A 24,772-nucleotide genomic window follows, 5' to 3' on the forward strand; every position below is an offset into this window, starting at 1 on the left:
GCCGCAATGAGTCCTGAGCCTAAATTGCTCTAAATTCTTTCAAGTATTCCCAAATACGTGTAGGAATAGGTCAGCGAATCGCAAATATGCGTTCAATCGGGTCAAGTCCTAATAGTTCTGTTCCTACCCGATTAGGGGCAGGTCAGGGGGTTCTTGATGTTGGCTACGCCCAATTTTGACGCCGCGATCCGCCGCGCTGAACAGCGTGGCACGGCGCTTGGCCAGGATCTTGATGATCTAAAAGCTTCGGTGCGGAGCTCCAGTCCGGAAGCACTGGCTAGTGAATCCGAAAAGCGCGACCGCCGGAATTTCCTCGAAAGCCTGTATGACGAACGGCGCGAAGCCGATGCCGCGTTCGAACGGATCATCCAGGGCAACGAACTCCAGGATGCCAGCTTCCTGGCGCGCGGGGCACTGGTAGCTCGCACGATTATGCGAGTAGTGTTGAAATCGCCCGGCGGAGCCACCCGTGGATATGGCACCGGATTTCTGATTGGCGATGGGGTTTTGATTACCAATAACCACGTCTTGGCAAATCGCGATCAGGCGGAATTTGCACTGGCTGAGGCCTTCTATGAGCGGGACATCTTTGGAAGCGAGCTAGCCCCCTGGCGTTTCGGTTTTGATACTTCGCTGTTTTACACTTCGCGTGAGCTTGATTTCACTGTCGTCGGGCTCAAGCCGCGATCACTGAATGGCCGCGAGAAAATCGAGTCGCTCGGCTGGTTGCCGCTGATCGGTGGTCCAGGCAAGGCAGCCGAGGGTGAATGGCTTACGATCATTCAGCACCCGGCAGGAGAGCGCAAGCAACTGTGTGTCCGTGAAAACCAGCTGCTCAAGCGCGATACCGACGTTCTGTGGTATTCAACCGATACGCTGGCCGGATCATCCGGCTCGCCGGTGTTCAACAATGACTGGCTGCTTGTCGCTTTGCATCATTCAGGTGTGCCCGAAACCAAGAACGGCAAATGGCAGACCATCGACGGGCATGACTACGATCCTGTTCGCCACAGTGAGAATGACATCAAGTGGAAAGCCAATGAGGGTATTCGCGTATCGCGGATCGTCGAAACCATTCGGACCGATGCGCAGGCCATAGGCTTGCCGAAGTTGCAAGCCGTTGTCTCAGCCGATGTTCAGGACCTGCGTGCACGTCTGCCGGTGCTATACCGGGACGGCGCTGGTCCGCCCACCGAAGCCGGCACCATTGCGCTTCAGCCAACTCCCTTCTCAGATCAGCCTTCGCCCGAAAGGACCGTGACCATGCCCGAACAGATCGTTTCACTACGCCTTGCCGTTGATCAGAATGGCGGCGTGCGCCTGCTTGATGGCGCTGGCAGCACTGAAAGTGCGCTGCTTGAAGCTGCAAAACCCAAGAAGAATGTGATCTCGGCCCCGGTCGATCCGGCGCGGGACTGGGTCAAGGGATTTGATCCCGAATTCCTGGGCAAGGGCGCGCTCAAGGTGAACTTGCCGACTGTTTTGGACCCATCCAAGATCGCCCCGCTGCGCGATGCCTACGGCCAAACATTTACCGCAGCCGAGGCAGCGGCCGGCGTACTCAACTACGATGGCTACAGCGTGGTGATGAACAAGGAGCGGCGCTTTGCCTTTTATTCGGCTGCGAATGTCAATGCAGCAATGCGTACCGAGATTTCCGGGCGCGAGGATGACTGGCTGTTCGACGACCGGATCGACCGCGCCTATCAGGTAGACAACAGCTATTACAAAGGCACCAAGATCCGCCGCAACGATTTTGACCGCGGCCACTTGACCCGGCGCGAGGATATGGAATGGGGCGAAAGTCCGATGGCGGCAGTGCGAAAGGCAAATGGCACTTGCACTTGGACAAATTGCACCCCGCAGCACGGGATCTTCAATCAAAACAAGGACCCCACAGTCGAGCTGTGGCATGGGCTTGAAGCCTATATCCTTGAGCAGACCGTGATTCACGACCAGTTCAAAGCCCAGGTGATCACCGGACCAGTGTTTGGCTCCGCTGACCCGGTGTTCAGGAACATCCCCTATCCGCTTGAATTCTGGAAGGTTGTGGTCGCTGTTGCCGCAAGCGGTAAGCTGTTCGCTACCGCCTACCTGCTCAGTCAGGAAGCCACGATTGCCAAGTTCGGAATTGAAGCCGCAGGCGAGGAGCCATTCGGTGCGTTTGAAACCTACCAGTGCAAGATCGCGAAAATCGAGGATCTGACCGGGCTCAAGTTCACCTATGGCGGTTCAGGCGCTGCACTGTCCAAGCTTGACCCGCTGGAAACCCAGCCTGCCCGGCGACGTCGCGGCAGTTCGGCTGTTCACGAGAGCCTGCTGGGCGCAAGCAGTGCCCTGCAGTCTCTCGATGACATCGATCTGGGGTTTTAGCTTACGCCATTTCCTTCTTGCGGCCGGCCTTCTTGCGCTCGTGCGGATCGAGCAGGGCCTTGCGCAGGCGGATCGACTTGGGCGTCACTTCGACCATCTCGTCGTCGTCGATATAGGCGATCGCCTGTTCCAGCGTCATGATCCGCGGCGGGGTCAGGCGGATCGCGTCATCCTTGCCGGTCGAGCGGAAGTTGGTCAGCTGCTTCGACTTCATCGGATTGACTTCAAGATCGTCGGGCTTGGCGTTTTCGCCGATGATCATGCCTTCGTAGATCTTGTCCTGCGGCCGCACGAACAGCACGCCGCGCTCTTCCAGGCTGTTGAGCGCATAGCCTACCGCCTCGCCGGCGCAGTTGGAAATCAGCACGCCGTTCTGGCGGCCTTCGATCGCGCCCTTGTAGGGGCCATAGCTGTCAAACAGCCGGTTCATGATCCCGGTGCCGCGTGTGTCGGACAGGAATTCGCCGTGATAGCCGATCAGCCCGCGCGACGGAGCGGTGAAGGTGATCCGGGTCTTGCCGCCGCCAGAGGGGCGCATGTCGGTCATTTCCGCCTTGCGCAGCGCCATCTTGTCGATGACCGTGCCCGAGTGTTCGTCGTCAACGTCGATCACCACGGTTTCGTAGGGCTCGGTGCGCTGTCCGCCCTCTTCGCGGAATAGCACGCGCGGACGGCTGATGCCGAGCTCGAACCCTTCGCGGCGCATCGTTTCGATCAGCACGCCAAGCTGAAGCTCGCCGCGCCCGGCGACTTCGAAGCTGTCCTTGTCGGCGCTTTCGGTGACCTTGATTGCGACGTTCGATTCGGCTTCGCGCTCCAGCCGGTCACGGATCATCCGGCTGGTCACCTTGGTGCCTTCGCGGCCTGCCATCGGGCTGTCGTTGACGGCAAAGCGCATCGACAAGGTCGGCGGGTCGATCGGCTGGGCGTGCAGCGGCTCGGTTACGGTCGGATCTGCAATGGTGTTCGAAACGGTCGCCTCGGCCAGGCCGGCGATCGAAATGATGTCACCGGCGCGGGCTTCTTCAACCGGCACGCGTTCCAGGCCGCGGAAGGCAAGCAGCTTGGAGGCGCGGCCGGTCTCGACCAGCTTGCCGTCGTTGTCGAGCGCGTGGATCGGGCCGTTGACCTTGATCGTGCCGCTCTGGACCTTGCCGGTCAGGATCCGGCCGAGGAAGTTGTCGCGATCCAGCAGGGTGACCAGGAACTTGAAAGGGCCGTCGTTGTCGGCTTCCGGGGCCGGGACATGCTCGACGATCTTCTTGAACAGCGGGGTCAGCGTACCCTCGCGCAGGTTCGGGTCCTCATTGGCATAGCCATTGCGGCCTGAAGCATAGAGCACCGGGAAATCGCACTGCTCGTCGGTGGCGTCGAGCGAGACGAACAGGTCGAACACTTCGTCGAGCACTTCCTGGATGCGCTCATCGGGACGGTCGACCTTGTTGACCACGACGATCGGCTTGAGGCCCAGTGCAAGCGCCTTGCCGGTGACGAACTTGGTCTGCGGCATCGCCCCTTCGGAGCTGTCGACCAGCAGGATCACGCCGTCGACCATGCTCAGGATGCGTTCCACTTCGCCGCCGAAGTCGGCGTGGCCGGGGGTGTCGACGATGTTGATTCGCGTGCCTTCCCACTCGACCGAGGTGCACTTGGCGAGGATCGTGATCCCGCGTTCCTTTTCAAGGTCGTTCGAATCCATCGCCCGCTCCTCGATCCGCTGATTGTCGCGGAAGGTACCGGATTGGCGGAACAACTGGTCAACCAGCGTGGTCTTGCCGTGGTCGACGTGGGCGATGATGGCGATATTGCGCAGCGGCAGCGGGGCGGACATTGGAAAACAACTCTCTATCGGGGGGCAGGGTGCCTGTTGCACCGCAACATAGGCCGCGCCCCTAGCCGAAGCGGGCCTGCGGGGCAAGCGTGACGGGTTTTGGCTTGCAGAACCGCACGGTGTGTGGTCCTCTGCCGCTCCTGCGCAGAGGTGCGCGCCTGATTTGTGGAGGGGGTTGACTATGTTAGAATGGATGCTGATGCCGCTGAAGCGCTATGCCGAATTCAGTGGTCGCTCGCGGCGCAAGGAGTTCTGGAGCTTCTTTTTGCTGAACTTGGTGGTTACGGGCGTTCTGCTCGGGCCGATCTATGCTTCGATGATTGGCAACATGGCGGCGATGCAGACCGGGACGATGGATCCTGCCGCTAGTCCGGAAATCGGCACCGTGCCGATGGCACTTGGCGTTCTGGGCGGCCTTTGGGCGCTGGGAACGCTGATTCCCAACATCGCCGTTACCGTGCGCCGCCTGCATGACCGCGACATGAGCGGCTGGTGGTATCTGGGCTTCATCGTGCTGTCGATCATCCCGTTGATCGGTTTGATCGCCGCGATCGCCTATCTGGTGCTGATGTGCCTTGAAGGGACCAAGGGCCCGAACCGGTTCGGCCCGGATCCGAAGGGTGAGAACCTGGGTAGCGACGTTTTCAGCTAAGCGTACTTATTTGAATGATGGCCGCCATGTAGCTCTGCTGCGTGGCGGCCATTCTTGTTTTGAGAGGGGGATTATATGGAATGGATGTTGATGCCTTACCGGCGTTACGCCGAATTTCACGGGCGGTCACGGCGGATGGAATACTGGATGTTCACGCTGTTCTCGCTGATCGTGATGGCGGCGTGCGCCACACTGATGTTTGCGGGTGGCCTGACCTTTAGTGAAAGTGGGGAGCCGCCCGAGTTCGGCGTGCTGTTCTGGATTGGTGCGGTGCTGTTCGCTCTCTTTGCGCTTGGATCGATGATCCCGAGCATCGCGCTCACCATCCGGCGCTTTCACGATCGTGACATGTCGGGCTGGTGGTATCTTGGCTTCATCGTGCTTGGGTTTATTCCGATCGTGGGCAACATTGCCTCAATCGTGAACCTCGTGATCATGGCCCTGCCGGGTACGCAGGGCGCCAACCGTTTCGGCGACGATCCGATCAATCCAACCAGCGCTGATATCTTCTCCTAAAGTTCCCGCAACGCCTGCGCTGGCTTCGCTCTCAACAAGGGGAGCGAGGCCGCCAGGGCGAAGCCGATCACCAGCGCCAGACCCAGGCCCAGCGTGGCCAGCACGGTCGGCCAATCGGGCAGCCATTCAAACTCGAACAGTTTGACCACCACCAGCCAGGCCGTACCCGCGCCCAGCGCCAGGGCGACCCCGGCCAGCACCGTCGCCAGCAGCGCATATTCCGCCAGTTGCAGGAACAGCAGTTGCCGCCGGCTCGCCCCCAGTACTCGCAGGATCACGTTGTCATAGATTCGGCTGGCCCGCGCCGCGGCGATCGCGCCGAGCAGAACGGCGATCCCGGCCAGCACCGCGACCGAAGCCGCAGCCAGCACGGCCAGGCTGACTTGCCGCAGCAGGTCGCGCGCCTGGGTCAGCACGCCGCCGACCTCGATCACCGAGCTGGAGGGGAAGGCTTTTACCAGCGTACGCAATAGTTCGCCCCTTCCCGTCGGAGAGGGCGTCTTGGGCAAGTCAACCATCGCTGCCAGATTGTGCGGGGCATCGGAAATCGCATTGGGGCTGAACACCAGCACATAATTGAACCCCAGCGAATCCCAGTCGATCCGCCGGAACGAGGCGATCCGGGCAGTGCGTTCTACCCCCAACAAGCCGATCGTCAGCTGGTCGCCCAGCTTGAGGTTCAATGCTTCGGCCAGCCGCTCGTCGATCGAGACCAGCGGTTCTCCCGCATAGTCATTGGGCCACCACTTGCCGGCGGTGACGGCGTTTCCTTCGGGCAGGTCTTCGGAATAGGTCAACCCGCGCTCGCCGCGCAGCGGCCAGGCGTTCTCGGGGATTTCCTTGAGGCTGGAGACGCGGACCATGGCCGCTGGCGGGCCATAGGCCAGAATTGCCCCGCGCAGCGCCGGGACCATGCGGACCTTCGCGCCGGGCGCCTGCTGCTGGACCGTGCGGGTGAATTCACCGGCACGGTCGCGCGGAACGTCGAGCACGAAGTAATCGGGCGCCCGCTGCGGCACCCGCGCCTGGATATTGGCATCAAGGCTGGTCTGGATCGCGGCGAGCAGGACGAAGGCGGCAAGGCCAAAGCCCAGCGCGGTAACCAGCGCGCCAGTCTGCGCACCGGGGCGGTGCAGGTTCGAAAGCGCAATCCGCAATAAGGGCCGCTTGGGTCGGGGCAGGCGGCTCGCGGTGGCGCGGATCGCCCAGCCCAGGGCGCCGAGCAACAGCAGCAGCGCCGCGGACCCGCCCAGAAAGCCCAGCACCATCAGCGGCTGGCGGCTGCCGATCAGCGACAGGCCGACAATCCCGGCCAGCCCCAGCCCGACTGGAAGCACGGCATCGCGCCAGTTGCTGGCCAAGGGGGCCACTCGCGCGCGGAACAGCGCCATTGCGGGAAAGCGGCGTGCGGCGAGCAGTGGCGGCGCGGCAAAGACCAGCGCGACCAGCAGACCGAAGGCGGCGGCGCGGATCAACGCCCAGGGATCGAAGGTCAGCCCGGCGGCAACCGGCAGCAGTTCACCCAGCGCTCGTGCCAGTAGCGGCGTAACCAGCACCCCGGCGGCCAGCCCGGCGAGGCTGCCCACCACGGCGGCAGCGCCAATCTGCAGCAGATAAATCCGGGTGATGTCGCCGCTGGTCGCGCCCAGCACCTTGAGCGTGGCCACCGCGCCGCGCCGGGCCTCCAGATAGGACGAAACCCCGCCACCAATCCCGATCCCCGCGATCACCAGCGCGGCAAGCCCGACCAGGATCAGGAAATCCCCCATTCGCGTCACGAACCGTTCGGCCCCCGGTGCGGCGCGATCGCGGGTGCGGGCTTCGAACCCGGCGGAAGGGAATTGCTTCTTGAGAACGCCGACCACCTTGTCCGGGTTCTGACCGGGGGGCAGGGCAATCCGGTATTTGGCGCGGTACATCGCACCTGGTGCAGTCAGTCCGGCCTGTGCCGGCACGTCCGCGCGCGCGATTACCACCGGACCAAGCGTAAAGCCTTCGCCCAGCCTATCCGGCTCCTCGGCGATGATCCCACCGACCTTGAGCGGCAGGGTGCCGATCTCGATCGTCGCGCCGGGGCTGACGCCAAGCCGGTCGGCCGCACCCTGCCCGATCCAGACCTCGCCCGGCGGCGGCGCTCCGGCCTTGCGGCCATCCTGCAGGGTCAGTTCGCCGACCAGCGGCCAGGCCTGATCGATTGCCTTCAGTTCGATCGGCGCGGCCAGATCGCCGGCGCGGGCCATGGCCTGCATCCGGTATCCGCCCGAGACTTTGCCGGCCTTGGCAAAGGCCGCCAGCTCCGCCGGGCTGGCGGCACGTTGCCACACCGCCACTTCGACGTCGCCGCCCAGGATGGTGCGGCCACGGCTCGACAGTTCCTTGCCGATCGCCCCGGTCAGCGTTCCGATCGCGGCCAGCGCGCCAACGCCGAGGAACAGGCAGACCAGAAGCAGCCGCAGCCCGCGAAACCGGGCCGAAAGATCGCGCCGGGCGATCGTCCAGGCGGCGCGCCAGCCGATCATCCGGCGGCGGTGTCGCTGGCGATCCGGCCATCGGCCAGGGTCACCACCCGCTCGCACCGGGCCGCCAGGCTGGCGTCGTGGGTGATGATCACCAGGGTTGCTCCGGCTTCGGCGCGGCGCGCAAACAGCAGGTCGATGATCCCCGAACCGGTCGCGGCGTCGAGGTTGCCGGTCGGCTCATCCGCGAAGACCAGCGGCGGGCGCGCGGCCAGCGCGCGGGCGATCGCCACGCGTTGCTGCTCGCCGCCCGAAAGCTGGGTGGGATAGTGGTTCAGCCGGTGGCCCAGTCCCACCGCAGTCAGCTCGGCCTCGGCGCGGGGGCGGGCATCGGGCATTCCGGCCAGCTCCAGCGGGGTCATCACATTTTCCAGCGCGGTCATCGTCGGCAGCAGGTGGAAGGCTTGAAGCACCACCCCGATCCGCCCGCGCCGGGCCGTGGCCAGGTCATCTTCGTCCATCGCCGAAAAGTCTGCGTCCGCGACCGACAAGCTACCGCCGCTGGCCCGTTCCAGCCCGGTCAGGACTGCCATCAGGCTGCTCTTGCCGGATCCCGACGGGCCGAGCAGGGCCAGCGTCTGGCCTTGCGGCACAGCCAGGTCGATCCCGCGCAGCACGTCGACCGCGCTGTCGCCGCTTCCGAGGGTGAGGGTAAGGTTATGGGCGTCGATCGCCAGGGAGGGGCTTGTCACGGCGCTGGGATGCCATAGCTAGAGGGGAACGCAAGGAGAGTTGCATCATGAAATGGAAACTGGCCGCCGCACTTGCAACCCTGTCCCTCGGGGCATGCGGGGACGAAGCTGCGCCGGCCCCGGCAGAAACCACCGCGTCCGCCATGCCCGACCTGCCGGTTGTGGGAGAGCGGGTTACGATCCTGGCACTGGGAGACAGCCTGTTCGCCGGCTATGGGGTCGATCCCGGCCAGAGCTACCCGGCGCGGCTGGAGTCCGCGCTGCGGGCGCGGGGAATCAACGCGCAGGTGGTCAACGCCGGGGTTTCGGGCGATACCACTGCGGCCGGGCTGGAACGGCTCGACTTCGTGCTCAAGGGGATGAAGGCCCCGCCCGCACTGGTGGTGATCAGCCTTGGCGGCAACGACATGCTGCGCGGGCTGCCGCCGGAACAGACCCGCAAGAACCTCGACGAAATGCTCACCCGGCTCGACCAGCGCAAGGTGCCGGTGCTGTTGATGGGCATGCTATCGGCGCCCAACTGGGGTGCGGACCACGCCAAAGCCTTCAACGCGATCTATCCCGACCTGGCCAAGAAGCACGGCGATGGCTTGGTCCCGTTCTTCCTCCAGGCGGTGATCGACAAGCCGCAACTGATTCAGGCCGACCGGATTCATCCGACCGCCGAAGGGATCGAGGCGATGGTCGCCGCGACGGTGGAGGATGTGGCGAAGGCACTGCCGGTCAAACCCGCTCCGCCAGCCCCTCGCTGACCCGCCAGGTCGCCGCCTCGCCGGTGATGGCGGCGAAGGGGGCCAGTTCGGTGCCGGTCAGCCAGACCTGGGCAGTGCCGCTGCGCAAACGGTCGAACAGCGCTTCGCGCCGCACCGGATCGAGGTGCGCGGCGACTTCATCGAGCAGCAACACCCCCGGCCGCGCCGGATCAAGCAGCCCGGCATGGGCGAGGGTGATGGCGATCAGCATCGCCTTCTGCTCGCCGGTCGAGCATTCGGCCGCGGGCTGGTCCTTGCCGGCCATGGTGACGGCGAGTTCATCGCGATGCGGCCCGGTCAGGGTGCGCTGGGCTGTCCGGTCACGGCGGCGGCCAGCGGCGAGGGCGGCGGCAAGCGCGTCCGCCTCGATCGGCCCGCCGGCTTCATAGCGCAGCGCAGGGCGGGCAAAGGGCGCGTCGGGCAGGGTCTCGAGCGCGTCCGACAACAACCCGATCAGCCGCAGCCGCGCCTTGGCTACGTCAGACCCGGCCTCGGCCAATTGCACCTCTATGGCATCGAGCCAGGCCGGATCGGGCTCTGTCTCCTCGCCCAGCAGGCGGTTGCGTTCGCGCAGCGCGCCTTCCAGTTTCGCGGCGTTGCGGGCGTGGCCCGGCTCCAGCGCCAGCACCAGCCGGTCAAGGAAGCGCCGCCGCGCCCCGGCGCTTTCGGCGAACAGCCGGTCCATCGCCGGGGTCAACCAGCCGATCGAGAGCCATTCCCCCAGCCGCACCGCCGGTACTTCGGCGCCGTTGACCTGCACGATCCGGCGCCCCGGCCGTTCGGGGCGCACGCCGGTGCCGAGCATGACGCCTTCATCCAGCTCGGCACTGACCGAAAAGCTGCCGTCGCCGTCCTTGCCCGGAATGTCGGGCAGCGCGGCGCGGCGCAGACCCCGGCCGGGGGCGAGCAGCGACAAGGCTTCCAGCACGTTGGTCTTGCCCGCGCCGTTCTCGCCAACCAGCAGGTTGAACCGCGCCGTCCCATCGAGCCGGGTGGCCCGATGGTTGCGAAATTGCGCGAGGGTGATGCGGTCGAGCCCCATGGCGCGGCGATAGAGGCAGCGAGGGGCGGCTGTCACGTCAAAGCGTGATCCTGAAAGTTGGGAATTTTCACCAACTGTTGATTTCTGCATCGCGGCAAACGAACCATTCAGCTTGGCGAAAGCTTGGATTTCCGGGCTTTCCTAAAGTTGGCACGGCTCCTGCTAATAGTCTGGCATCTGCGGAACCAACTGCAGACCGGATAGAAAAGAAGGAAATGACAATGACCCAACAGAGTACCCTCGGCAACAAGCTGGCTGCAGCCGCTTCGGCTTTCGTTCTTTCGCTGGTCCTGATCAGCGGCACTGTTTCGATGCCCAGCACCGCTCAGGCCCAGTCCGTTTACGTCGGTGAAACCGCTTAATCAGGATGACCAAGATGGAACATGAATACACCACCCCCGCCCGCGCCTTCCGGCTCGACAAGATCAACGGCAAGCTCATGGGTGTGTGCAGCGGCATCGCCAACTACACCGGCTGGGATGCCAACCTGATCCGGATCGGCTTCGCGCTTGGCACGATCTTCGGCTTTGGCAGCCTGATCCTGGTCTACCTCGCGATCGGCCTCATCGCCGATTGACGGGATCGCCGGTGAGGCCCCGCCTGTGGGCGGGGCCGAACACCGGACAGTTCAGACCGGTTCCGCCTTGGCAAAGGGCGAAAAGTCGGTCCCGGTGTCGAACACTTCGACCCCCTCGCGCCGCTTGAACCAGCCGACCACCGCATAGGTCACCGGGGTCAGCGTCACTTCCCACATTACCTTCAGGAACCAGTTGGTGGCCATGACGGCCAGAACCAGCTCAGTTGACCAGACCCCCAGGAAAGCGACCGGGTAGAAAATCAAGCTGTCCACGCCTTGGCCGAACAGCGTCGATCCGATCGTCCGCGCCCACAGGTGCTTGCCGCCAGTGACAATTTTCATCTTGGCCAGCACGAAGCTGTTGACGAATTCCCCGGCCCAGAAGGCCAAAATCGAGGCGGCGACAATCCGCCAGGTCGATCCGAACACGGTTTCATAGGCAGCCTGCCCGTCCCATCCAGCTGAGGGCGGCATGGCAACCACCACAAAGCTCATGAAAGCCATGAAGATCAGCGCGGAAAATCCCATCCAGACGCAGCGACGGGCATTGGCATAGCCGTAGACCTCGGTCAGCACGTCGCCGATCACATAGGATAGCGGGAAGAACAGGATCCCGGCACCGAATACCATCAACCCGTCCTGGCCAATTCCCAGCCAGTGCCAGGGTAGCCAGCTGGTCCAGCCGGTCAGCCACGACAGATCGACAACCGCCAGCTTGGCCGCCCCGATCAGGTTGGAAAGCAACAGGATCGCAACGAAGGCCGCCATCACATAATCGAAATAGCGGAAATGACGCCGGGCTCCCGCAACGCCGTCGATGTTTTGGATGATCCCCGCCATGGCTGGCACGCTAGCGATGTTTGCGCGGCGCGCAAACCCTGCCTATGAGGGCAGCGCTGGGGCGCCCGTAGCTCAGCTGGATAGAGCACCTGCCTTCTAAGCTGGTGGTCGCAGGTTCGAATCCTGCCGGGCGCGCCAATCCTTTTCAACCACGTGATCGCCATCACGGCATGCAAGCCGCGCCTGGCTTAGATCGGATTGCGACCCGACCCGGAGGGCAACCGAAGGGCACCTGCCTCCGCGCGCCAAACCGCGCGGGGGCCTTTTATCCGCGGGCTGCGCTTTCCAGCACTTCGCCATGCACCGGATAGCCGGCATCGTCAGGGATCAGCAACCACGGAACCCCGTTACGCATCTCCATGAAGGGGGTAATCATCTTCGACGGAAATTCGCTGACGTGGGCCAGTGCGGCATCGAAATGGTCGAACTGCGCCAGCCGTTCCAGATTGCGGCGGGTCGGGAAGATCACCTTGATCTCGCCGCTGTCGGCCAGCCGCAGCGCTTCGCTGGCGCTGGCCCAGAACAGGCGGGTATTCTCGGTCGCGTCGACCAGCAGATCGACCGCCCCAGTCCCCAGGTTGGTCAGGTAGAAACGGGTATCGAACACCCGGATCTCGCGGTGTTTGGGCCGCCAACGCGAAAACGGCACCAGCCCTTCCAGATCAAGCGTCCAGCCCATGGCATCGAGCACCGGAGCAAGCGCGCCAGCCGCTAGCAAGTGCGCCCGCGCGGCACGCGCTTCATCCAGGTTGGGGCGCTGGTGCAGGCCGATTGCCAGGCCGGTCTCCTCCAGCGTCTCGCGGATCGAGGCGATCCGCGCGGCGAGTTCCTCGCGGGCATCTTCGTCATCGGCGCCGTGCGCATCGGCCAGCTCGCGGTCGGCATCATCGACCCGGCCGCCAGGAAACACCGCCGCGCCGCCGGCAAAGCGCATCTCTTTCGAGCGCTGGACCATCAGCAGCTCTGGCGGACCGCCTTGCGGACAGTTGCGGAAAATGACCAATGTCGCCGCCGGGATCGCTGGCGGGATTTCCCCCTCGGGATCGAAGATGTCCTTAATGTCCATCGCCGCAAGGTGCCGCCTCGATCGCGCTTTGCCAAGCGAATTAATCGTTCGATTAGTGTCGGGAAAGTTGACAATTACCCTGGTCGCGCAGTTCTGAAATGGTCATAACCTGCTAAAAAATAACAGGTTGAGCAGTTTGGCACGCTACCTGCATTATTGGATGTACCCCCAAGCAGTCTCGAATGAGGCGGGGCCGCCCCCTGGTCTCCGCGGCCCCGCCTCCCCGAGAAGCTCCACAGCAGCAATAGCAGGCCCCAAGCCCGTTGGCAGACAACAGGGTCAATACGCCCCTAATGCCGCGGTAATCCTTTATTGAAGCCAAATATCTATTCACGCCTGCAGATAGAAGGCAGCGGCTCTCCGCCTTTGTCTCGACCAGGCAAGAGTTATGGCGACCAGCAAGAGCACCCAGGGCGATTGGCGCAAAGCGCACCTGTTCGGGCCGATAGTCGGCCTGACGCTCGGTGTGCTCGCCCTGCTGGTATTCACATCTGCCTTACTGGTCTATCGTTTCGATGCCACGGCCAATGCCCGCGAACAGCACATGGTCCAGCATGGGTTCCAGCGGCAGATCGAGGAACTCGACAAGGTTGTCGCAACCCAGGTCGGCTGGGACGATGCGATCAAGATGCTTGATCACCGCCAGGATGGCAATTGGGCCGATTTCAACATCGGCAACTACCTCTACACCTTCAACGGGTTCACTCACGCGTTCGTGGTCGATGGCGCAGAGCAGGTGTTCTACGCCTCGTTCAACGGGGAGCGTGCCGGGCTGGAGACCTATGCTCCCTTCGCGGCCAGTGCCGCGAGCCTGTTGCCACAAATCCGCAAGGCCGAATTGCTGCGCCCGCCGCTTCGCCGGCGGCCGGGCAAGAACAACCTCCTCATTCCTCCGATCCAGGCCAATACCTATGCGCGAGTTGGCGGGCGAACCTACATTGTTACCGCTACTCTGGTTCAGCCCGATTTCGGCGTCTATCTGCCCAAGGGACCGCGCGCACCGGTTACAATTGCCGCGATCCCGCTCGATCAGGCCTTCCTCACCACCTTTGGCCAGCGCTATCTGCTCGATGACCTCAGCCTTGCTCCGCCGGGCGCCGCGCTGTCACCTACTGGTTCGCTGGCGCTGCCCGATACGCGCGGCGCTTCGGCCGGGGTGTTGAAATGGAACCCGCGCGAACCGAGTGCGGTTCTGTTCAAGCAACTCCTGCTGCCCTTGCTGATCGTGCTGGGCCTGCTTTGCGTCCTGGCATTGACCATGATGCGGCGTAGCGGGGCCGTGGTCGCGGACTTGCTGGCCAGTGAAGCCAGGTCAAAACACCTCGCTTTCCACGATCCGCTGACCCAGCTGCCCAACCGAGCCATGCTGTTCGACCGGCTTCACAAATTGCTGGGCGGGATTGGCAGCCGCGGCGGACATGTGTTGGTCGCCTGCGTTGACCTCGACCGCTTTAAGGAAATCAACGACACCCTTGGGCACCATGCCGGCGATTTGGTGATCGCCGAAACCGCAGCGCGCTTGCGGGCGGTTTGCGGTGAAGCCAATCTGATCGCGCGGTTGGGCGGGGACGAGTTCGTGGTGCTGTGCGACAAGGCCGGCTGCGCCGATGCCGAAGCAATCGGCGAGAACATCCTAAAAGCCTTATCGCGGCCGATCCAGTGTGAGTACGGGCGGCTAGAGATTGGCTGCTCGGTTGGTACCGCAGTGATCGATCATGCGGGGGTCGAGCCCACCGAGGCGCTGCGGTGGGCCGATCTGGCCCTGTACCGGTCGAAACAGGAGGGGCGCGGCCGGGTCAGCATGTTCGAACCCGACATGGACAAGGCCTTGCAAGATCGTCGCTCGCTTGAAGCAGACCTGCGAATTGCCATGACTTCGGACCAACTGCGGATGGTTTACCAACCGCAAGTCGATCTTGGCGGGAATATCATTGCGGTCGAAGCGCTGTTGCGCTGGAAACATCCGGTCCGAGGTGATGTTCCGCCCGGCGTGTTCGTCCCGCTGGCTGAAGAAACCGGTCTGATCCTGCCGCTTGGAGAATTCGTGCTCCGCCGGGTCTTCAGCGATACCCGCAGCTGGCGCAAGACCCGCGTGGCAATCAACGTATCTGCCGAACAAATGCGTTCGCGCGGGTTTGCCGCCCAGGTCGCGCGGCTCGCCGCTGAAGCCGGGATCGACCCCAGCCGGTATGAAGTGGAACTGACTGAAACCGCGCTGCTTTGCGATGAGCCGGTCACCGCCGGCAATATCAACGCGCTCAAGCGGCTGGGTTTCACCTTTGCGCTGGACGATTTTGGTACCGGCTATTCCAGCCTCAGCGTTTTGCAACGCTTTTCGGTCGACAAGATCAAGATCGACCGTTCGTTCGTCAATGGCCTCAGCGACGATGGCGAATCCGAAGCTCTGGTCGATGCGATGATCCGGCTGGCCCGCGCGTTAGACCTGCGGGTCATCGCCGAGGGGGTGGAATCGAGCACACAGCGCGAACGGCTGGCTTCGTGCGGGTGTACCGAATTTCAGGGCTTCCTGACCGGTCGGCCGATGGAACTTAGCGCCGTTGTCGCCCTTTCCGGAGAAGATCAGGCGCCAGGGCGGGCGCTCAAGCGGGCGTAAGCCCGGAGTCGGCCATCAGCTGCTGCAGCTCGCCCGCTTCGTACATTTCCATCATGATGTCGCTGCCGCCGACGAATTCGCCCTTGACGTAAAGCTGGGGAATGGTCGGCCAGTCCGAAAAGGCCTTGATTCCCTGGCGCACTTCCATGTCCTGCAACACATCGATCCCTTCATAGGGTACACCAAGGTGTTCGAGGATTGCCACCGCCTTGCTGGAAAAGCCGCACTGCGGGAACAGGGGCGTACCTTTCATGAACAGCACCACGTCGTTGCTGGTGACAATATCGGCGATGCGGGCATTGGTATCGGACATGGGTTTTAACTCCTCGCCGTCTCAGGTGGGAACGGCGGTGGTCAGTTGCAAGGCATGAAGCGTTCCGCCCATGTCTTCACCGATCGCGGCATAGACCAGTTTGTGCTGGGCGACCCGGGTCTTGCCGACAAACTGGGCGGAAACGACATGCGCCGCCCAGTGGTTGTCGTCACCGGCCAGATCGGTCAGCTTCACTTCGGCATCGGGCAACGCCGCCTTGATCCGGGCGACGATTTCCGTCCCGGGCATGGCCATCTGCTCAGGCCTCGCCCATCAGCGCGCGGCGCGCTTCAACCGCCTTGGTTTCCAGCGCGGAGCGGATATCGCCTTCGCTGACATCTACCCCGGCCGAAGTCAGATCACCCAGCAGCTTGCGGATTACGTCTTCGTCACCGGCTTCTTCGAAGTCGGCCTGAACCACTGCCTTGGCATAGGCTTCGGCCTCAACCGCGGAAAGGTTCATCTTCTCCGCCGCCCAGGCACCCAGCAGCCGGTTGCGGCGGGCGGTGATGCGAAACTGCATCTCTTCGTCATGGGCGAACATGGCTTCTTCGGCGCGTTCGCGATCGTTGAAGTCGGTCATTTCTGCTCCTGCAAGCTGTCCGGCCTAGCTCGCCTTGGGGGGCGGTCCGGGCGGGACTTGATACGAATCATGGCAGCCCTTGCACGATGCCGCGGTAGAGGCAAGCGCGGCATCGAACGCCGCCTTGTCATCCGCTTTGGCGGCATCGGCCAGCGCCTTGGTGCTGTCGGCAAAGGCCTTGGCTTTGGCCGCGAATCCGGCCTTGTCGGTCCAGACCGCGGGCATGGCCCGGCTGGGCACGCCCTTGGTGCTGTCAGCAAACAGGGCCGGGGCGGCGGCGGCCCATTTGGCCAGGCTCCCGGCCGGGAAGGCCAGGCTTTTAAGCGGGGCGCCGTTGGTGCTGGCACCGCGCAGCAGGTTCATGGTCGAGGCAGACATCGCCATCCCGGCCTGCCGCGCCAGAACCAAATCCTGCGGGCTGGGCGAGGCCGGCTTGGCCACCGGCTTGGCATAGACGGCCCAACCCGTGGCGAGCAGGGCCCCTGCGATGACGATCCGTGCTGCAATCATAGCGTTGTCTCCCGGTCAGCGCGGACGTCAGTCCATGGTCACCACGACCTTGCCGATCGCCTTGCGCTCGGCCAGCATCGTAATCGCTTCTCCGCCGCGTGCCAGCGGGAATGTGGCCGAGACCTTGGGGTTGATCTTGCCGGCCTTGAGCAGGTCGAACAGCGTGGCGATATGCGCGGCATTGGCCTTCGGTTCGCGCGCCACCCATGCCCCCCAGAATACGCCGCAGACGTCGCAGCTTTTCAGCAGCGTCAGATTGAGCGGCAGCTTGGCGATCCCGGCCGGGAAGCCGACCACGCAGAACCGGCCTTCCCAGGCGATCGAGCGGACCGCCGGTTCGGAATAGTCCCCGCCGACGATATCGTAGACGACATCCGCACCGTTCGGGCCGCAGGCGGCCTTGAACGCTTCGGCCAGAGCCTTGGACTGGTCCTTGTCGAGCGGGGCGACCGGATAGATCACCACCTCGTCCGCGCCGTGCTCACGCGCGACCGCGGCCTTTTCCTCGCTGGAAACGGCGGCGACGACCTTGGCTCCATAGGCCTTGCCCAGTTCGACCGCAGCCAGGCCGACCCCTCCGGCCGCGCCCAGCACCAGCAGGGTATCCCCGGCCTTGAGTTTGCCGCGATCGAGCAGGCCGTGCATGTTGGTGCCATAGGTCATCATGATCGAGGCGCCGGTCTCAAAGCTGACCCCGTCGGGCAGCGGCCAGAGCCGGGCGGCATCGACCACAAGCTCTTCCACCATGCCGCCGCTGCCGGTGCTGGCGATCACGCGGTCACCGACCTTCCACTCGGTCACCCCTTCGCCCAGCGCATCGACCACGCCCGCAGCTTCACCACCCGGGGCAAAGGGCCGCGGCGGCTTGAACTGGTACATGTCGCGGATCATCAGGTTGTCGGGATAGTTGACCGAGCAGGCCTTGACCCGCACCCGGACCTGGCCGGGGCCAGGGACCGGGGTTTCGACTTCGTCAAGCGTCAGGGTTTCGGGGCCACCGACCTGGTGGCTGCGCAGGGCTTTCATGCTGCTTCTACTCCCTTGGATAGCCAGGGCAGCGCGGCCCGGGCATTGTTTTCATAGTCTGTGATCGCCGAATCGCGCGACAGGGTCAGGCCCACTTCGTCTAGCCCGTTCAGCAGGCAGTGCTTGCGGAACGGGTCGATTTCGAAGGGGAACCGGTCCTGAAACGGTGTGGTGACGACCTGGTTTTCCAGATCGATATGCACCGGCTCGGTCCGGGCCACTTCCAGCAGGCGATCGACGGCTTCCTGGGGGAGGACGACGGTCAGGATGCCGTTCTTGAAGGCATTCCCGGAAAAGATGTCGGAAAAGCTGGGCGCAATCACCGCCTTGATGCCCAGATCGAGCAAGGCCCAGGCGGCATGCTCACGGCTGGAGCCGCAGCCAAAATTGTCCCCCGCAATCAGGATTGGCGATCCGGTAAACTCGGCGCTGTCGAACAGGTTGTCGGGATCCTTGCGCAGGGTCTCGAACGCGCCCTGACCCAGGCCGTCGCGGGTGATCGTCTTCAGCCAGTGCGCCGGGATGATCACATCGGTATCGACGTTTTTGGCGCCGAACGGGATCGCCCGGCCGTCGACTTCGCGCACCGCTTCCATCAATCGGTTTCCGGGGCGGCTTCGGGGCGGGGTGGGGGCGCGGTCGGTTTCTTGGCCTTTTCGCGGCGGCGCGAGGCATAGAGCAGCGCTGCGGCCAAGGCGGCCGAGCCAATTGCTGCACCTGCAAGAGCGGCCTTGCCGCTGATCCCGCCCTTTTCGGACTTTTCGGTCTTGTCGCTTTCGTCGGTCATGGCTTCCCTATGTCTATCGCGGGCGGCGGGTTCAAGGGCATCGGTTGCATTTTAATTCGCTTGCCGTTGCGGATGCTTACACTGAATGGACCGCCGAGTATCAGAAATATATTTAAATTACAGTTAGATATCCAATTCTTGTGTAAACTTCCATTTGCGCCGCATCATTCTGGCGTTGAAGGCCGTTTCGTTGCGGTGCCAGTTTGCACAAGTTGACGTTGTAGGACAGCGCCAGCTTCATGCCGGACCGGCTTTCACACCGGCCCGTCGCGTGGCTGCAATTCCTGCCGGGCCAAGAGGCAGCGCACTGCCGAAACAAGGCCGACAAGGTGCAGGACGAATGTAAGCGGCAGGATAACCTTCAGATCGCTCGGCAGGTCGCTCCAGAAGCCGAGGTAGTGCGTTTCTGCCGGGCGTCCGAAGACGTCCTCATAGTGCCGGATACGGCCCGTGCCGCGATGAAACTCCTTGAGGTACCACCAGGTCAGCGGCAGCGCCAAAAGACCCAGCGCACCCAAATAGGCCTGGCCCAGCCGCCAGGCGACATCCTCAGGTATGTAGTGCCGTGCCGATAGCATCGCGCCGTCCGGTGCATCCTCGGCGCGGTGCAGCAGGCGCGTTATCCAGCGGCCCAGCGGCACCAGGGGCCAAATGCGGAGCAACGATGCTGACGGCTGGTCACTAAAAGCCATTCGAAAGCGCTACCGCGATCAGCGCGGCAAGAGAAGTGGTGTCTTACAGCTCCCGCACATCGCTTAGCCGCCCGGTCACCGCGGCCGCTGCCGCCATCGCCGGGCTGACCAGATGGGTCCGCGCGCCCGGTCCCTGTCTGCCGACGAAGTTCCGGTTGCTGGTCGAAGTGCAGCGTTCGCCCGCCGGAACCTTGTCCGGGTTCATCCCGAGGCAGGCCGAGCAGCCCGGCTCGCGCCATTCGAGGCCGGCGTTGATGAATATCTGGTCCAGGCCTTCGGCTTCGGCCTGGCGCTTGACCAGGCCCGATCCGGGGACGACGATGGCCCACTTGACGTTCGCGGCCTTGGTTCGGCCCTTTAGCACCGCGGCGGCGGCGCGCAGGTCTTCGATCCGGCTGTTGGTGCACGAACCGATGAACACGTTCTGGACCTCGACATCCTGCATCCGCATGCCCGGGGTCAGGCCCATGTAATCGAGCGATTTGCGCACAGCTTCCTGCTTGCTCGGATCGGCGAAGCTTTCCGGCGCCGGGACCGTGCCGGTGATCGCCACGGTATCTTCCGGGCTGGTGCCCCAGGTGACTGTGGGCGCGATATCGGCGGCCTGGATCACCACGACCTTGTCGTAACGCGCGCCCGGATCGGTGCGCAGGCTGGTCCACCAGGCGGCGGCCTTGTCCCAGTCCGCCCCCTTGGGGGCATAGGGCCGGCCCTTGACGTATTCGATGGTCTTTTCATCCGGCGCGATCAGGCCGGCGCGGGCGCCATGCTCGATCGCCATGTTTGATACGGTCAGCCGCCCCTCGATCGAGAGGTTGCGGATCGCCGCGCCGGTATATTCGATGACATAGCCGGTCCCGCCTGCCGCGCCGAGCACGCCGGTGATGTGCAGCACCAGGTCCTTGGCGGTGACGCCGGGGCCCAGATCGCCCTCGATCCGGACTTCCATCGATTTGGACTGCTTGAGCAGCAGGGTCTGGGTGGCGAGGACGTGTTCGACCTCGCTGGTCCCGATCCCGAAAGCCAGCGCGCCAAGCCCGCCGTGGCAGGCGGTGTGGCTATCGCCGCAAACGATGGTCGCGCCGGGCAGCGAAAAGCCCTGTTCGGGCCCGACGACATGGACGATCCCCTGTTCGGCGTCGGCATCGCCGATCAGCCGAATGCCGAATTCGGGCGCATTGCGTTCCAGCGCGGCAAGCTGCTGGGCGCTTTCGGCATCGGCGATTGGAATGCGCTGTCCGGCCGTGTCGCGGCGGGCCGTGGTCGGCAGGTTGTGATCCGGCACGGCGAGCGTAAGGTCGGGGCGGCGGACCTTGCGTCCGGCCATGCGCAGCGCTTCGAAGGCCTGCGGGCTGGTTACTTCGTGGACCAGATGCCGGTCGATATAAATCAGGCAGGTGTCATCATCGCGACGCTCCACCACGTGAGCGTCCCAGATCTTTTCGTAGAGGGTGCGCGGAGTCTCGGCCATGGCCTGCGCCATAGGCAGGGCAGGGGCCAATTTGCAAGCGCGCTGCTATTCGTTGCGGGTCCAGATCCAGGTTCCGGAGATCACCAGCACCGCGATCGAGATCAGCACCCACGGCCAGCCGATCGTGAACCAGGTAAAACCGACGCCAACCATCATCGCAACGATTGCCGAGATCTTGGCCCGGCGCGAAATCGCCCCGCGCTCGCGCCAATCGCGCAGCGACTGGCCGTAGTGCGGGTGATTGAGCAGGCGCTCCTCCAAGGCTGGATTGCTGCGGGCAAAGCAGAATGCGGCAAGGACCAGAAACGGGACGGTTGGGACAATCGGGAGAAAGGCTCCGGCAATCCCGAGCCCGACCGATAGCAGACCTCCGCCCAGGTAGAGGTGGCGCTTTACCATGTCACGATGCGGTCAGACGCCCGGCAGTCTCGCGCACAAGGGCGATCATGTTGGGCACGCCCTGGGTGCGGTTCGAGGAAAGCTGGTTCCTGAGATCAAACGGCGCAAGCGCGGCAGCGATGTCGGTCGCGGCGACTTCGGCGGCGGGGCGGTCCTGTACTGCCGAGAGGACCAGCGCGACGATCCCCTTGGTGATCGCGGCGTTGCTGTCGGCCAGGAAATGCAGGCGGCCATCGTCCAGCCGGGTCGGATAGACCCAGACCGAGGCCGAACAGCCGCGCACCAGCGTAGCGTCGGTTTTCAGCGCATCGGGCATCGGCTCAAGCTCGCGCCCCAGCTCGATCAGCAGGCGATAGCGTTCGTCGCCCTCCAGGAATTCATATTCTTCGGCGATGTCGGACAGGCTGCGCATCGGGTGGCATCTAGGGATGGAAAGGCCATGCCGCAACCGTTGTGCGGGGGCTTCGACAAGCTCAGCCTGAGCGGGCCTTTGCGAGAACAATACTCAAATTTCCGCTCGGGCTGAGCTTGTCGAAGCCGCAGGCGGCCGCAGGCCAACCCAGCTAGCCGCTCAACCCGCCGGGGCGGGTAAGGGCGTAGTAGATCACATAGAACCACGAGAGGACCCCATGGACGATCGCCCAGATGATCGACTTGTTGACGCTCCAGCTGATCGCGACCGCGATGGCAGTGCCGAGGCCGATCCCGGCCTTGGCGGCATCGTTTCGGCGCTCGCTCACAGATCAACCCCGGCGGCGATCGCTTCAAGCTTGCGGATCCGCTCCTTGAGGTCGGCAATCTCGATCCGCGCTGCGCCGTTGACGGCGCCGCCCTCGATCTCGGGCCGGTGCATTTCGAGCTCGCGGGTCTTGAGCGATAGCCAGCCTTGCCAGCCGCGCAGCGATGCCGTGGCCAGGATAGTGACCGACAACAGGGCGGTGGCGGCGATCAGGAAGTAGTCGCTGATCATGGCGTTTTCTCCCTCTTGGTTCCTCGTTTACCTGTCGCGCAGGCTTTCGATTTCATCGGCCAGGGCGCGGGTCTGGCGGTGATTGGTACTGTTCGCATCGGTGGCAATCCGTTCCAGCACGTGGATCCGTTCGCGCAGCGATTCGACTTCCTTTTCAAGCTCGTGCTCGCGCGCGCTGGGGGCGCTCAGCAGCGGATCGACCGGGGCGTCGCCATGGCGGTGCCGACCGCGTCCAAAGGGCATTCCGCTGCCGCCACCGGACTTGATCCGCTGCGTGCGGATCGAATACCAGGCGCCGATCCCGGCAATCACGATCAGGGTAGTTCCAAAATCCATCTTTTCCCTCCGGATCCTGTCAACGTGCGTCGGCGCGTTCGCGCAGATCTTCGATTTCGGCAGCAAGAGTGCTGCCCTTATCGGTGGCAATCCGTTCCAGCACCCGCAGGCGCTGTTCCAGCTGGGCAACTTCGCCGCTGCCCTTGCGGCCCTGCGCCTCGGCCAGGCGGACCTGAAGTTCCAACTCTTTCTCGCGGTGCTTGAGCCGCCGATTGTGAGCATCAAGCAGGATGCCAGAGATCGAAATCAGCCCAACAACCAGTGCGCAGAATGCCACAGCTTCGGGAAAGCCCATCACGCTTTGTCTCCGCTCCGCAGGTTCTCGATCTGGGCGGCGATGTTGACCGATTTGTCGGTCGCGATCCGTTCCAGCACGATCACCCGGTCCTCGAACATGGCCAGCCGTTCCTTCAGCTCGGCATTCTCGGCCTTGAGCGCCGAGACTTCCTTGCCGCCGCGATCGGTCTTGCCGCCCCATTCGTCTTCCAGGGCATAGCCGTGGCGGGCGCGGATCCAGTTGTTGATGATCCAGCCGCCGGTGCTGATCGCGATGATCCAGATCACGAATTCCGGTCCACCCCAGTTCATTGCACGTCCTTTCGCTCGATCCGCAGGGCCTCGATCTGCTGAGTCAGCTGATAGCCGCTGTCGGTGACAATCCGTTCGATGTTGCCGAGCCGGTCCTTGACGCTGCCCAGTTCGGCCCGCAGCTGCGCGTTCTCGGTGCTGAGCAGCTTGATCCGCTCGCCTTCCTCGCTTGAGGTCTTGGGATAGAGCTTCTGCCCCCAGGACCCGTTGAGCGGATAGCCGTTCTTGATCCGCATTCGGGTATCAAGCAGCCACGCGCCGCAACCGATCGCGGTAACGATCGCGATTATCGGACCAATGATGCGGACAACTTCAAAGATTTCATTCGGTTCCATCAGCCGAGATCCTTTTCACGCCGGTCAAGCAGGGCCTCGACCTTGCGGGCATCGCGCAGCGCCTCGATCTGGCTGGCGACGTCATAGCCCTTGTCGGTGACGATCCGTTCCAGCACGCGGACGCGCTGTTCCAATTCCGTGTTGTTGGCAGCGTATTGCGCGGCCTTCTCGGCAGTCGCCTTGATTTCCATCTCGGCGATCTTTTGCCTGTGTTTGGCCCATATCGCCGAGATCGGAATCATCATCGGCAAGCCCACTGTAATTGCGACGATTGCTATTGTCCCCAGGTCCATTTTGCTATTCCCTCAATTCGGATTTTCAGCGCAGGCGTTCGATTTCGCTCGAAAGGCGCGGGTTGCTGCTGACGTAGAACGTTTCGACTTCGGCCAGGCGGCGGTCGATCTCGCGCAGCTGGCCCTTCACTTCGCGGGCGGTGCGGGCGGGCGACTGGCGGACGCCTTGCCAGAACTGCTGCTCCTGACGGTCAACATATAGCTGCTGCGGCTTCTTGTCCGCCAGCAGACCGACCAGGAAATAGATCGGCAGAATGGCGCCGCCGGTCATGAACACCAGCCCCAGAAAGCCCAGCCGAACCCAGATCGAATTGATCCCGGTGTAATCGGCGATCCCGGCGCAGACGCCCATCAGCTTCTTGTTCGCCTTGTCTTTGTAAAAGCGGGTGCGCGGGCTGTTCATCGGTCTATCCCCTTCCTCGATGCCGGCTGGACCAAGTCCCCGGCCGGTTCGGCTACATACGGTTCGGCAAAGGTGCGGTTGAGGCTATCCGTATAGAGGTACGGAGGCTTCTTCTTGGTCACCAGCACGATCACGAAATACACAATCAAAACTATGAAATTTAATACGAAAAACAGTCCAACGAAGAGCAGGCGGAACCACAGGGGCTCGACTTTGAAGTAGTCACCCAGGCCAGCGCAGACGCCGGAAATCTTTCCATTGAACTTGTCCCGGTAGAATGTCCGGTAGCCCTGGCTCATCGGCCGCTCCGCAGTTTCGTCGGGGCTGCGGTGAGGTCATCCAGTGATGGGGCCTTGGCTGACCCATCGGTCAGTTGCCGGGCCTCGCGGAAGTCCGGATTGTCGGCGGCAACCAGCCGTTCGACAGTGTCCATCCTGTCATCCAGGCGGCGGGCCAGCTGGTAAAGATCTTCCAGCAGAGCCTCATCGTTAGTGGTCAGAGTCGGTGCGGTCTTCCACTTGGTGATATAGTGAAAAGTGATCCAGACTATGCCCAGGAGCGTGAAACCTAACGGGACAAAGATGTCTTCCACGGC

34 protein-coding genes and 1 tRNA gene are annotated in these 24,772 nt (G+C 63.4%); 8 read left to right on the forward strand and 27 right to left on the reverse strand.

Annotated elements, in window-relative coordinates; genetic code table 11:
- Positions 1-156: 156 nt before the first annotated feature.
- On the forward strand, positions 157-2,373 hold the full coding sequence (locus B2V17_RS05280; protein WP_292995945.1) for a DNA/RNA non-specific endonuclease: 2,217 nt from the start codon (positions 157-159) through the stop codon (positions 2,371-2,373).
- A 1-nt stretch (position 2,374) separates the two neighbouring features.
- On the opposite strand, the gene typA is transcribed toward B2V17_RS05280, so the two are convergent.
- Positions 2,375-4,204, reverse strand: a complete 1,830-nt coding sequence (gene typA / locus B2V17_RS05285; protein WP_292995947.1) for a translational GTPase TypA — start codon at positions 4,202-4,204, stop codon at positions 2,375-2,377.
- Between the two features lie 193 nt (positions 4,205-4,397).
- Here typA and B2V17_RS05290 point away from each other — a divergent pair, with 193 nt between their 5' ends.
- Both B2V17_RS05290 and B2V17_RS05295 read left to right on the forward strand, forming a co-directional pair.
- A complete protein-coding gene (locus B2V17_RS05290; protein ID WP_292995949.1) occupies positions 4,398-4,856 on the forward strand; it encodes a DUF805 domain-containing protein in 459 nt (152 codons plus the stop codon).
- 75 nt (positions 4,857-4,931) lie between these two features.
- A complete protein-coding gene (locus B2V17_RS05295; RefSeq protein WP_292995951.1) occupies positions 4,932-5,372 on the forward strand; it encodes a DUF805 domain-containing protein in 441 nt (146 codons plus the stop codon).
- Here B2V17_RS05295 and B2V17_RS05300 read toward each other — a convergent pair.
- Together B2V17_RS05300 and B2V17_RS05305 are read right to left on the reverse strand one after the other, a co-directional pair.
- Positions 5,369-7,891 (reverse strand): ABC transporter permease, encoded by a 2,523-nt coding sequence (locus B2V17_RS05300; protein WP_292995952.1) that lies wholly within the window; start codon positions 7,889-7,891, stop codon positions 5,369-5,371. The genes B2V17_RS05295 and B2V17_RS05300 overlap by 4 nt on opposite strands.
- On the reverse strand, positions 7,888-8,580 hold the full coding sequence (locus tag B2V17_RS05305; RefSeq protein ID WP_292995954.1) for an ABC transporter ATP-binding protein: 693 nt from the start codon (positions 8,578-8,580) through the stop codon (positions 7,888-7,890). The genes B2V17_RS05300 and B2V17_RS05305 overlap by 4 nt, the downstream gene beginning before the upstream one ends.
- 47 nt (positions 8,581-8,627) lie before the next feature.
- Between B2V17_RS05305 and B2V17_RS05310 the strand changes: the two genes are divergently transcribed.
- Entirely contained in the window at positions 8,628-9,332 is a 705-nt protein-coding gene (locus B2V17_RS05310; RefSeq protein WP_292995956.1) for an arylesterase, read from the forward strand.
- Here the strand turns inward: B2V17_RS05310 and recF are convergent.
- Positions 9,304-10,374 carry a DNA replication/repair protein RecF gene (gene recF / locus B2V17_RS05315; RefSeq protein ID WP_292996050.1) on the reverse strand — a complete coding sequence of 357 codons (1,071 nt, stop codon included), beginning with the start codon at positions 10,372-10,374 and terminating at the stop codon, positions 9,304-9,306. The genes B2V17_RS05310 and recF overlap by 29 nt on opposite strands.
- Before the next feature lie 221 nt (positions 10,375-10,595).
- Here recF and B2V17_RS05320 point away from each other — a divergent pair, with 221 nt between their 5' ends.
- Both B2V17_RS05320 and B2V17_RS05325 read left to right on the forward strand, forming a co-directional pair.
- Entirely contained in the window at positions 10,596-10,736 is a 141-nt protein-coding gene (locus B2V17_RS05320; protein WP_292995958.1) for a hypothetical protein, read from the forward strand.
- Between the two features lie 14 nt (positions 10,737-10,750).
- Positions 10,751-10,951 carry a PspC domain-containing protein gene (locus B2V17_RS05325; RefSeq protein WP_324475904.1) on the forward strand — a complete coding sequence of 67 codons (201 nt, stop codon included), beginning with the start codon at positions 10,751-10,753 and terminating at the stop codon, positions 10,949-10,951.
- A 51-nt stretch (positions 10,952-11,002) separates the two neighbouring features.
- On the opposite strand, the gene B2V17_RS05330 is transcribed toward B2V17_RS05325, so the two are convergent.
- Positions 11,003-11,791 carry a queuosine precursor transporter gene (locus tag B2V17_RS05330; protein ID WP_292995962.1) on the reverse strand — a complete coding sequence of 263 codons (789 nt, stop codon included), beginning with the start codon at positions 11,789-11,791 and terminating at the stop codon, positions 11,003-11,005.
- 61 nt (positions 11,792-11,852) lie between these two features.
- Between B2V17_RS05330 and B2V17_RS05335 the strand changes: the two genes are divergently transcribed.
- A tRNA-Arg gene (locus tag B2V17_RS05335) sits at positions 11,853-11,929 on the forward strand.
- A gap of 127 nt (positions 11,930-12,056) precedes the next feature.
- On the opposite strand, the gene B2V17_RS05340 is transcribed toward B2V17_RS05335, so the two are convergent.
- Positions 12,057-12,857: an NUDIX hydrolase gene (locus B2V17_RS05340; RefSeq protein ID WP_292995964.1), complete on the reverse strand. Its 801-nt coding sequence runs from the start codon at positions 12,855-12,857 to the stop codon at positions 12,057-12,059.
- Between the two features lie 388 nt (positions 12,858-13,245).
- Here B2V17_RS05340 and B2V17_RS05345 point away from each other — a divergent pair, with 388 nt between their 5' ends.
- Complete coding sequence (locus B2V17_RS05345) at positions 13,246-15,471, forward strand: bifunctional diguanylate cyclase/phosphodiesterase (protein ID WP_292995966.1); 2,226 nt, start codon at positions 13,246-13,248, stop codon at positions 15,469-15,471.
- Here B2V17_RS05345 and grxD read toward each other — a convergent pair.
- From grxD to pspB, 21 genes are all read right to left on the reverse strand, one after another.
- Positions 15,458-15,784 carry a Grx4 family monothiol glutaredoxin gene (gene grxD / locus B2V17_RS05350; RefSeq protein ID WP_292995968.1) on the reverse strand — a complete coding sequence of 109 codons (327 nt, stop codon included), beginning with the start codon at positions 15,782-15,784 and terminating at the stop codon, positions 15,458-15,460. The two genes, B2V17_RS05345 and grxD, sit on opposite strands and share 14 nt — an antisense overlap.
- 21 nt (positions 15,785-15,805) lie before the next feature.
- Positions 15,806-16,039 carry a BolA/IbaG family iron-sulfur metabolism protein gene (locus B2V17_RS05355; RefSeq protein ID WP_292995970.1) on the reverse strand — a complete coding sequence of 78 codons (234 nt, stop codon included), beginning with the start codon at positions 16,037-16,039 and terminating at the stop codon, positions 15,806-15,808.
- 4 nt (positions 16,040-16,043) lie between these two features.
- Positions 16,044-16,367 carry a DUF1476 domain-containing protein gene (locus B2V17_RS05360; RefSeq protein WP_292995972.1) on the reverse strand — a complete coding sequence of 108 codons (324 nt, stop codon included), beginning with the start codon at positions 16,365-16,367 and terminating at the stop codon, positions 16,044-16,046.
- 24 nt (positions 16,368-16,391) lie between these two features.
- On the reverse strand, positions 16,392-16,877 hold the full coding sequence (locus B2V17_RS05365) for a cytochrome c (protein ID WP_292995974.1): 486 nt from the start codon (positions 16,875-16,877) through the stop codon (positions 16,392-16,394).
- A 27-nt stretch (positions 16,878-16,904) separates the two neighbouring features.
- Positions 16,905-17,903, reverse strand: a complete 999-nt coding sequence (locus tag B2V17_RS05370; protein ID WP_292995976.1) for an NADPH:quinone oxidoreductase family protein — start codon at positions 17,901-17,903, stop codon at positions 16,905-16,907.
- Positions 17,900-18,499, reverse strand: coding sequence for a 3-isopropylmalate dehydratase small subunit (gene leuD, locus B2V17_RS05375; protein WP_292995978.1), 600 nt, complete (start codon positions 18,497-18,499; stop codon positions 17,900-17,902). The genes B2V17_RS05370 and leuD overlap by 4 nt, the downstream gene beginning before the upstream one ends.
- Complete coding sequence (locus B2V17_RS05380; protein ID WP_292995980.1) at positions 18,499-18,690, reverse strand: hypothetical protein; 192 nt, start codon at positions 18,688-18,690, stop codon at positions 18,499-18,501. Before B2V17_RS05380 ends, leuD begins: the two co-directional genes overlap by 1 nt.
- Before the next feature lie 254 nt (positions 18,691-18,944).
- Positions 18,945-19,352 (reverse strand): hypothetical protein, encoded by a 408-nt coding sequence (locus B2V17_RS05385; RefSeq protein ID WP_292995982.1) that lies wholly within the window; start codon positions 19,350-19,352, stop codon positions 18,945-18,947.
- A gap of 73 nt (positions 19,353-19,425) precedes the next feature.
- Positions 19,426-20,853 (reverse strand): 3-isopropylmalate dehydratase large subunit, encoded by a 1,428-nt coding sequence (leuC, locus tag B2V17_RS05390; protein ID WP_292995984.1) that lies wholly within the window; start codon positions 20,851-20,853, stop codon positions 19,426-19,428.
- 45 nt (positions 20,854-20,898) lie between these two features.
- Entirely contained in the window at positions 20,899-21,252 is a 354-nt protein-coding gene (locus B2V17_RS05395) for a YbaN family protein (protein WP_292995986.1), read from the reverse strand.
- A gap of 1 nt (position 21,253) precedes the next feature.
- Positions 21,254-21,664, reverse strand: a complete 411-nt coding sequence (locus B2V17_RS05400) for a SufE family protein (protein WP_292995988.1) — start codon at positions 21,662-21,664, stop codon at positions 21,254-21,256.
- A gap of 151 nt (positions 21,665-21,815) precedes the next feature.
- Positions 21,816-21,992 (reverse strand): hypothetical protein, encoded by a 177-nt coding sequence (locus B2V17_RS05405; protein WP_292995990.1) that lies wholly within the window; start codon positions 21,990-21,992, stop codon positions 21,816-21,818.
- On the reverse strand, positions 21,989-22,222 hold the full coding sequence (locus B2V17_RS05410; RefSeq protein ID WP_292995992.1) for a hypothetical protein: 234 nt from the start codon (positions 22,220-22,222) through the stop codon (positions 21,989-21,991). Before B2V17_RS05410 ends, B2V17_RS05405 begins: the two co-directional genes overlap by 4 nt.
- Positions 22,223-22,249: 27 nt before the next feature.
- Positions 22,250-22,558: a hypothetical protein gene (locus tag B2V17_RS05415; RefSeq protein WP_292995994.1), complete on the reverse strand. Its 309-nt coding sequence runs from the start codon at positions 22,556-22,558 to the stop codon at positions 22,250-22,252.
- Between the two features lie 19 nt (positions 22,559-22,577).
- Positions 22,578-22,853: a hypothetical protein gene (locus B2V17_RS05420; RefSeq protein ID WP_292996052.1), complete on the reverse strand. Its 276-nt coding sequence runs from the start codon at positions 22,851-22,853 to the stop codon at positions 22,578-22,580.
- Positions 22,853-23,146, reverse strand: a complete 294-nt coding sequence (locus tag B2V17_RS05425; RefSeq protein ID WP_292995996.1) for a hypothetical protein — start codon at positions 23,144-23,146, stop codon at positions 22,853-22,855. Before B2V17_RS05425 ends, B2V17_RS05420 begins: the two co-directional genes overlap by 1 nt.
- Entirely contained in the window at positions 23,143-23,481 is a 339-nt protein-coding gene (locus B2V17_RS05430; RefSeq protein ID WP_292995998.1) for a hypothetical protein, read from the reverse strand. The genes B2V17_RS05425 and B2V17_RS05430 overlap by 4 nt, the downstream gene beginning before the upstream one ends.
- Positions 23,481-23,774, reverse strand: coding sequence for a hypothetical protein (locus B2V17_RS05435; protein ID WP_292996000.1), 294 nt, complete (start codon positions 23,772-23,774; stop codon positions 23,481-23,483). The genes B2V17_RS05430 and B2V17_RS05435 overlap by 1 nt, the downstream gene beginning before the upstream one ends.
- A 25-nt stretch (positions 23,775-23,799) precedes the next feature.
- Positions 23,800-24,177: an envelope stress response membrane protein PspC gene (gene pspC / locus B2V17_RS05440; RefSeq protein ID WP_292996002.1), complete on the reverse strand. Its 378-nt coding sequence runs from the start codon at positions 24,175-24,177 to the stop codon at positions 23,800-23,802.
- A complete protein-coding gene (locus tag B2V17_RS05445; RefSeq protein WP_292996004.1) occupies positions 24,174-24,476 on the reverse strand; it encodes a PspC domain-containing protein in 303 nt (100 codons plus the stop codon). The genes pspC and B2V17_RS05445 overlap by 4 nt, the downstream gene beginning before the upstream one ends.
- On the reverse strand, positions 24,473-24,769 hold the full coding sequence (gene pspB, locus B2V17_RS05450; RefSeq protein WP_292996006.1) for an envelope stress response membrane protein PspB: 297 nt from the start codon (positions 24,767-24,769) through the stop codon (positions 24,473-24,475). The genes B2V17_RS05445 and pspB overlap by 4 nt, the downstream gene beginning before the upstream one ends.
- Positions 24,770-24,772 lie beyond the last annotated feature (3 nt).

The sequence above is a fragment of the Novosphingobium sp. UBA6272 genome, assembly GCF_002440635.1.
In the GTDB taxonomy this organism is placed as follows: domain Bacteria; phylum Pseudomonadota; class Alphaproteobacteria; order Sphingomonadales; family Sphingomonadaceae; genus Novosphingobium.